This is a genomic window from Novosphingobium bradum (assembly GCF_042646485.1).
In the GTDB taxonomy this organism is placed as follows: domain Bacteria; phylum Pseudomonadota; class Alphaproteobacteria; order Sphingomonadales; family Sphingomonadaceae; genus Novosphingobium; species Novosphingobium bradum.
In genome coordinates this window covers 1-6,514 of the sequence record NZ_JBHRTQ010000007.1, presented here as the reverse complement: position 1 = coordinate 6,514, position 6,514 = coordinate 1, and the positions used below count along the sequence as shown (strand labels likewise).

Sequence of the window (6,514 nt, the reverse complement as noted above, 5' to 3'; positions counted from 1 at the left end):
GCACCACGGCGGCGCAGAAGAAGCTGTTCTTCAACCTGCGCCGGATGAAGAAGAACCTCGACGCCTACGAGGACGCCGATCTCAAGCCCGAGCACCTGAGGAAGATCGCCACCGATCTCGGCGTGTCCGAGCAGGAAGTGATCAACATGAACCGGCGCATGATGATGGGCGGCGATGCCTCGCTCAACATCTCGATGCGCGAGGATTCCGAAAGCCAGTGGCAGGATATGCTGGCCGACGATCGCCCCTTGCAGGACGAGACCGTGGCCGATGCCGAGGAGGCACGCTACCGGCGCGAACTGCTCAACGAGGCGATGGGTTCGCTCAACCCGCGCGAGCGCGAGATCCTGACCGACCGCCGCCTGGCCGACGATCCCAAGACTCTCGAGGAACTGAGCCAGGTCTACAATGTCAGCCGCGAGCGCGTGCGCCAGATCGAGGTGCGCGCCTTCGAGAAGCTCCAGAAGGCGATCCACCGTATCGCCACCGAGCGGCACCTGCTGCCGGCCTGAGCGGGCCTGGGGCAACGAAAAAGGGCGGGCCTGCGAGGGTCCGCCCGGTTCGTTTGCGGGACAAGGAAATCACCGCGGTGGTGACAGTTTCCGAGGCTCAGCCCTTCGCCTCAAGCTTGGCCAGCCGGGCCTTGAGGTCTTCCACTTCCTCACGCGCCTTGGCCGCCATGTCCTTCACCGCGTCGAATTCCTCGCGGGTGACGAAGTCCATGCCGCCGAAGGCTTCCTTGAAGCGTTCGCGCGCGGCATCGCGTGCCTCGCGGCCCATGCCGGCAAAAGTGCCCGCCGCACTGTTCATCAGCTTGGCGAAGTCTGCGAAAAGGGGATTGTCGCTCTGCATCGCGCCACCATGGTTCCTGAGCGCCGGACGCGCAAGCCCTGCAATCGCGCCCGCTAGAGTTGGACGCGCGTGACCGCATTCGCCGTGGGCATTCCATCGGCATCGGGATTGCGCTGGAGGAACTGCCAGTTGAGCACCGTGGCGAACAGCACCCAGGCCAGATAGGGCAGCAGCAGCGCGCCGGCCAGCGGGCGCACCCGCCCGAACAGGATCACGGTGAGCAGCACCAGCAGGTCCAGCGCGATCACGATGCCCAGCGCCGCGCTCATCAGGTGGAGGCCGAAGAACACCGGGCTCCAGGCGAGGTTGACCAGCAGCTGGACCGCGAAGACCGCCAGGGCGAAGCCGCGCCCGCGCGCGCCGCGGGCCGAGCCGATCATCGCCGCGGTCAGGCCCATCAGCAGGTAGAGCACGGTCCACACGATCCCGAAGGTGGCGGGCGGCGGATAGAGGGCGGGCTTGTCCAGCCCGGCGAACCACGGATTGTCCGGCCCGCTCCGGGCGAGTTGCGCGGAGACGAAGCCGAGCAGGACGACGCCGGGAACGAGGACGAGCGCCCAGCGCAGGAGGGATGCCCTGAGCTGACCGGTCGACGCAAGCTGGTTCATGTATCCTCGCGAATAGACGATTCGGTTACGACCCCAAACGATATTGGCCGGGCCGGCGTCGACTGGCAATTCCTCCACAATGGTAGGACTTGCCTGCCCCGAACCGGGACGATCATGCGCGCCATCGCTTCAAGGCTCAACCGCGATGTGCCGAAATCAGGAATTCGACATTGCCCTCCGGCCCGGTGATCGGGCTTTCGACGATGCCATCAACGCTCCAGCCGAGCGATTCCAGCCAATCGCGCACTTCGCTGCAGACCCGGGCGTGGAGCGCCGGATCGCGGACCACCCCGCCCTTGCCGACCTCGCCCTTGCCCACCTCGAACTGCGGCTTGATCAGGGCCACCAGCCGGCAGCGCGGCGCGGCAAGCCGCAGGGGCACATCGAGCACCTTGGCGAGGCCGATGAAGCTCGCATCGCAGACCACGAAAGCGCAGGGCCGGTCGATCATCTCGGGCGTGAGCAGGCGCGCGCTGGTCTGTTCAAGCACGGTGACGCGCGGGTCCTGGCGCAGCTTCCAGGCGAGCTGGTTGGTGCCCGAATCCACCGCGAACACATGGTCCGCCCCGCGGCTGAGGAGGACGTCGGTGAAGCCGCCGGTCGAACTGCCGATATCCATCGCCGTGGCGCCGGCCGGATCAAGGCCGAAGTGATCGAGCGCATGGGCCAGCTTGATCCCGCCGCGCGAAACCCAGGGATGATCGCGTCCCCGCACCTCCAGCGGCGCATCGGCAGGCAGCGGCTGGCCGGGCTTGGCCAGCTTGGTCTCGCCCGAAAAGACCAGGCCCGCCAGGACCAGCGCCTGGGCGCGGGTGCGGCTTTCGGCCAGCCCGCGCTCGACCAGCAACTGGTCCACGCGCAGCTTGGGAGCCTTGGCCGGTCGGGCGGCGGGACGGGGCGGGCTTGGGTCGGACATGGACTGGGCGGTGCCTGCGGGCTTGTCGGGAGGCGCCCGCTCATTCCATACCGGGGGGATGAAGGCAAATCGCGCGCAGTCCCGTTTCGTTTCCGCCCGCCGCGCCATGCTGGCGCCCCGGCTGATGCCATTGCTGGCACCAGTGCTGATGGTGGCGGCCTGCGCGGCGCCGCCACCGGCCGCGCCGCCTCCGCCGCCGCCCGCCGCGCCGCCACCGCCGGTCGTCGCCGACCCGCCGCCGCCGGCCGACTGGCGCGATGCCGCGCAGACACCCGGGACCTGGCGCTGGCGAATGGAGGGCGACCAGTCCATCGCCGAATATGGCCCCTATGGCGGCGCCCCCCTCGCCCGGCTGACCTGCGATCCCCATGCCCAGGCAACGATTCTGTGGAGAAACTGGCCGGCCGCCGGCGCGGTGCCGCTGGCCGTGACCACCACCGGCGCCCGCCGCCTGCTCACCATGACCCCGGATGGCGCCGCCGGCGCCCGGGCCAGCCTCGCGCCGTTCGATCCGCTGCTGGATGCAATTGCCTTCAGCCGGGGCCGATTCATGGTGGAAATGCAGGGCGCGCCAGTGCTTTACCTGCCGGCCTGGCCCGAGCTGAGCCGGGTGATCGAGGACTGCCGCCAGAAGCTGGAGAGCGCTTCGCCACCGGCCCCGGGAGGGTCGCCGGAAGCAAGCCCGAAGCCTTGATTCTGACGGCAAATTAAATTCGCGCAAGTCTTGTCGTGGCCGCGCACATCAATATCTTGAGCGTCAAGGACGGTGGCTCGCGACCCGGCAGGAATGCCCCAGGCGCACCCGGCCCCAGCCCGGAGACGGGCGCCCTTGGCTAAACAGCGCGAAAGGAGGTGATCCGATGTCTCATGGTCCAGCAGAGAGGTCGGCAATCCGCAGCGCGGAGCATTATCGCTAACCGGTGATCGTAGCGATAAAGGCTCCGTGGGCGGCACTTCCGGCCGCTGACCATGTGAAGGGCAGCACGCTGACGGGCGGTGCTGCCCTTCTCATTTCACCCACCCCGCGCCCTGCCTGCACCGCGCCGGCCCGCGCCGCCTGTTCCCGCCCCGTCCCGCCCGATCCGCCGGCCCGCCGGGCGCGCATTACCGGCTTGGCGTCACGCCCAAATCCGCCTAAACCGCGACGAATTGCCGGCAGGGCTTTTCATTTATTTCGCCAAACTTGCGTCTTGGGATATTTTCGTTCACAGACGCCGCACCGCACACCCGAGGAATTGCCTATGGCGACGATCGCCGAATCCCCGATGACCTTCACCCGGCTGGCGCACCCGGCCCCGGTCCCGGTGGAAACGCGCGACCAGCTCCTGGCCGATCCCGGCTTCGGCAAGCTGTTTTCCGATCACATGGTGACGATCGACTGGAGCGAGGAGGCCGGCTGGCACAATGCCCAGGTCGGCCCGCTGGCGCCGCTGCCGCTGCACCCGGCCGCCGCCGTGCTCCACTATGCCCAGGAGATCTTCGAGGGGCTGAAGGCCTATCGCCTCGCCGATGGGGCCATGGCCCTGTTCCGGCCCGGGGCCAATGCCGCACGGTTCAACGCCTCGGCCCGGCGGCTCGCCATGCCGGAACTGCCCGAAGCGCTGTTTGTCGAGGCCTGCCGCCAGATGGTCGCGGTCGATGGCGGGTGGTTTCCCAGCGTCGATGGCGGCTCGCTCTACCTGCGCCCGTTCATGATCGCCACCGAGGCCTTCCTCGGCGTGCGCCCAGCCAAGAGCTACAAGTTCATCGTCATCGCCAGCCCGGCCGGCAACTATTTCAAGAGCGGGGCGCCTGCCGTCTCGATCTGGGTCAGCCACTACAGCCGCGCGGCGCCTGGCGGCACGGGCGCGGCCAAGTGCGGCGGCAACTATGCCGCCAGCCTCGTCCCCCAGGCCGAGGCCATGGAACACGGGCACGACCAGGTGGTGTTCCTCGATGCCGAGCAGCACAGGTGGATCGAGGAACTGGGGGGCATGAACCTCTATTTCGCCTTCGCGGACGGCACCCTTCTTACCCCGCCGCTCTCGGGCACGATCCTGCCGGGCATCACCCGCGACAGCCTGCTCACCCTCGCCCGCGAGGAAGGGTTGACCGTGCGCGAGGAACGCTATTCGATCGACCAGTGGCGCGAGGATGCCGCCTCGGGCCGGCTGGTGGAAACCTTCGCCTGCGGCACGGCAGCCGTGGTCACCCCGGTTGGCCGGGTGACCGATCCGGTCAAGGGCGAGTTCGTGATCGGCTCTGGCGGGCCGGGCCAGCTCACCCAGAAGCTGCGCGCACGGCTGGTGGCGATCCAGCGCGGCGAAGCGCCCGATCCCCATGGCTGGGTGATGCGGCTGGATTGAGCCGCGCCCGTCGGGGCGATGCCCGGCGCATCGCTTCGCCCGATGCGAGCCGCGCGGCTTGCGGTTCGCGGCCTGCCCCGCCAGTCTCGCGGGCCAGAGCGAAGGATGATCCGCCGATGGCCGAAGACCCGACCTATGTCCCGCCCGCCGTCTGGCAGGCGCCGCCGCTGCCCGAGGGGATGTCGCCGCTGTTCGCGCTGAACCGGCCCGTATCGGGCGCGACTCACGAGCGCGATCTGCCGGTGGGGCGCCATCCGCTCCAGCTCTATTCGATGGCTACGCCCAATGGGCAGAAGGTGGGCATCCTGCTGGAGGAACTGCTCGCCGCCGGCCACGCCGGGGCCGAATACGATGCCTGGAAGATCGCCATCAACGAAGGTGACCAGTTCTCCACCGGCTTCGTGGACATCAACCCCAACAGCAAGATCCCGGCCCTGGTCGACCGCAGCGGAGCAGAGCCGGTGCGGGTGTTCGAGAGCGGCGCGATCCTCATCTACCTCGCCGAGAAGTTCGGCGCCTTCCTTCCCCGAGAAGGCGCGGCGCGGGCCGAGACGCTGTCGTGGCTGATGTGGCAGATGGGTTCGGCCCCGTTCCTGGGCGGCGGGTTCGGCCATTTCTACGCCTATGCCCCGGTGAAGATCGAATATGCGATCAACCGCTATGCGATGGAAGTGAAGCGCCTGATGCACGTGGCCGACACCCGGCTGGCCGAGACGCGCTACCTGGCGGGCGACGCCTATACCATCGCCGACATGGCCTTCCTGCCCTGGGCCGCCGGGCTTTGGCGCGGCACGGTCTACAACGATGCGCGCACCTTCCTGGCGATGGACGACTACCCGCACCTGGGCCGCTGGGTGGAGGAACTGCTCGCCCGCCCGGCGGTCGCCCGGGGCCGCAAGGTCACCAGCCAGGACCTGCCCGAGCGCCACGGACCGGAGGATTTCGACAGCCTGGCGCGCTGACCGCGCCAAACCGGCCCGCAGCCCCCTTCCCAACCCGCCCCGGCGCCGCTATGCGCGCCGGACTGGTGGGGCGTCGCCAAGTGGTAAGGCACCGGTTTTTGGTACCGGCATTCGCAGGTTCGAATCCTGCCGCCCCAGCCAGCAAGCTGTCCGTGCGTCAGGTGGCGCAGGTTCGAATCCTGCCGCCCCAGCCAGTTTCCCGAAATGACGGTTCTTCTGGATTGCTCGCCGCCGCGCGGCCGTCTTTTCGCGCGCCGTTTGCGGAACGCGCCCCGCCACACGGCGTTAAAGGCGTGACGTGCTCCGCCTTTCACGACGGATCGGGGCGCCAGTCAGCACCGGTCCCGCGGGCATAGTCCAGCGAAAGGATGCTGCCATGACCTTCACATCCCTTGTCGCGCCCATCGCCCTGCTGGCGATGACGGCAGGTCCCGCGCTTGCGGCCGGAGATGAAATCACCGCGATCGGGCGCATCTGGCACGGATCGCAGGTTTCCGGCCCCGATCCGCTCGGGCGCTATACCCTGCGGGTGAATATTGCCGATCTCGATCCGGCAACACCTGATGGCTGGTCGGTGATGGCGCGGCGGGTGGCCATGGGTACTTCGCTGCTCTGCGATGCCGCCGCCCCGCGGCCGTACTTCGGCTATTTCTATCAGGAAAACCGGGACTGCCGGGCCGAGAGCGCCGCCATGGCCGGGGCGCAGATGACCCGCGCCCGCGACCTTGCGCGCAGCGGGGAGCACGTGGCCTACCTGGACGTGGCGCGCTAGGGTCCGTACTCAATAAGGTTGCGCGGGAGGCTGTTGGCTGATTCAAGGTGTCCGAGGAG

General features: G+C 68.5%; 8 protein-coding genes and 1 tRNA gene. 6 read left to right on the top strand and 3 right to left on the bottom strand.

Features of this window, described 5'->3' with window-relative positions; translation table 11 throughout:
- On the top strand, positions 1 to 512 hold a 512-nt coding region (locus tag ACFOD9_RS05905; protein WP_379509169.1), incomplete at its 5' end, for a sigma-70 family RNA polymerase sigma factor.
- A gap of 97 nt (positions 513 to 609) precedes the next feature.
- Here ACFOD9_RS05905 and ACFOD9_RS05900 read toward each other — a convergent pair.
- The 3 genes from ACFOD9_RS05900 to ACFOD9_RS05890 all read right to left on the bottom strand — a co-directional run bounded on the left by ACFOD9_RS05900 (position 610) and on the right by ACFOD9_RS05890 (position 2,376).
- Positions 610 to 852: an accessory factor UbiK family protein gene (locus ACFOD9_RS05900; protein WP_379509168.1), complete on the bottom strand. Its 243-nt coding sequence runs from the start codon at positions 850 to 852 to the stop codon at positions 610 to 612.
- A 53-nt stretch (positions 853 to 905) separates the two neighbouring features.
- Positions 906 to 1,460 carry a TspO/MBR family protein gene (locus tag ACFOD9_RS05895; RefSeq protein ID WP_379509167.1) on the bottom strand — a complete coding sequence of 185 codons (555 nt, stop codon included), beginning with the start codon at positions 1,458 to 1,460 and terminating at the stop codon, positions 906 to 908.
- 136 nt (positions 1,461 to 1,596) lie between these two features.
- Positions 1,597 to 2,376 carry a TlyA family RNA methyltransferase gene (locus ACFOD9_RS05890; RefSeq protein ID WP_379509166.1) on the bottom strand — a complete coding sequence of 260 codons (780 nt, stop codon included), beginning with the start codon at positions 2,374 to 2,376 and terminating at the stop codon, positions 1,597 to 1,599.
- Between the two features lie 58 nt (positions 2,377 to 2,434).
- On the opposite strand from ACFOD9_RS05890, the gene ACFOD9_RS05885 reads away from it, so the two are divergent.
- The 5 genes from ACFOD9_RS05885 to ACFOD9_RS05865 all read left to right on the top strand — a co-directional run bounded on the left by ACFOD9_RS05885 (position 2,435) and on the right by ACFOD9_RS05865 (position 6,455).
- The gene (locus ACFOD9_RS05885; protein ID WP_379509165.1) at positions 2,435 to 3,070 is read left to right on the top strand and encodes a hypothetical protein; all 636 of its coding nucleotides are present in this window, start codon (positions 2,435 to 2,437) and stop codon (positions 3,068 to 3,070) included.
- Positions 3,071 to 3,617: 547 nt separating this feature from the next.
- Positions 3,618 to 4,721 carry a branched-chain amino acid aminotransferase gene (locus ACFOD9_RS05880; RefSeq protein ID WP_379509164.1) on the top strand — a complete coding sequence of 368 codons (1,104 nt, stop codon included), beginning with the start codon at positions 3,618 to 3,620 and terminating at the stop codon, positions 4,719 to 4,721.
- Positions 4,722 to 4,837: 116 nt separating this feature from the next.
- Positions 4,838 to 5,683 (top strand): glutathione-dependent disulfide-bond oxidoreductase, encoded by an 846-nt coding sequence (gene yghU, locus ACFOD9_RS05875; protein WP_379509163.1) that lies wholly within the window; start codon positions 4,838 to 4,840, stop codon positions 5,681 to 5,683.
- Positions 5,684 to 5,749: 66 nt separating this feature from the next.
- A tRNA-Gln gene (locus tag ACFOD9_RS05870) sits at positions 5,750 to 5,824 on the top strand.
- Positions 5,825 to 6,059: 235 nt separating this feature from the next.
- Positions 6,060 to 6,455 (top strand): UrcA family protein, encoded by a 396-nt coding sequence (locus tag ACFOD9_RS05865; protein ID WP_379509162.1) that lies wholly within the window; start codon positions 6,060 to 6,062, stop codon positions 6,453 to 6,455.
- Positions 6,456 to 6,514 lie beyond the last annotated feature (59 nt).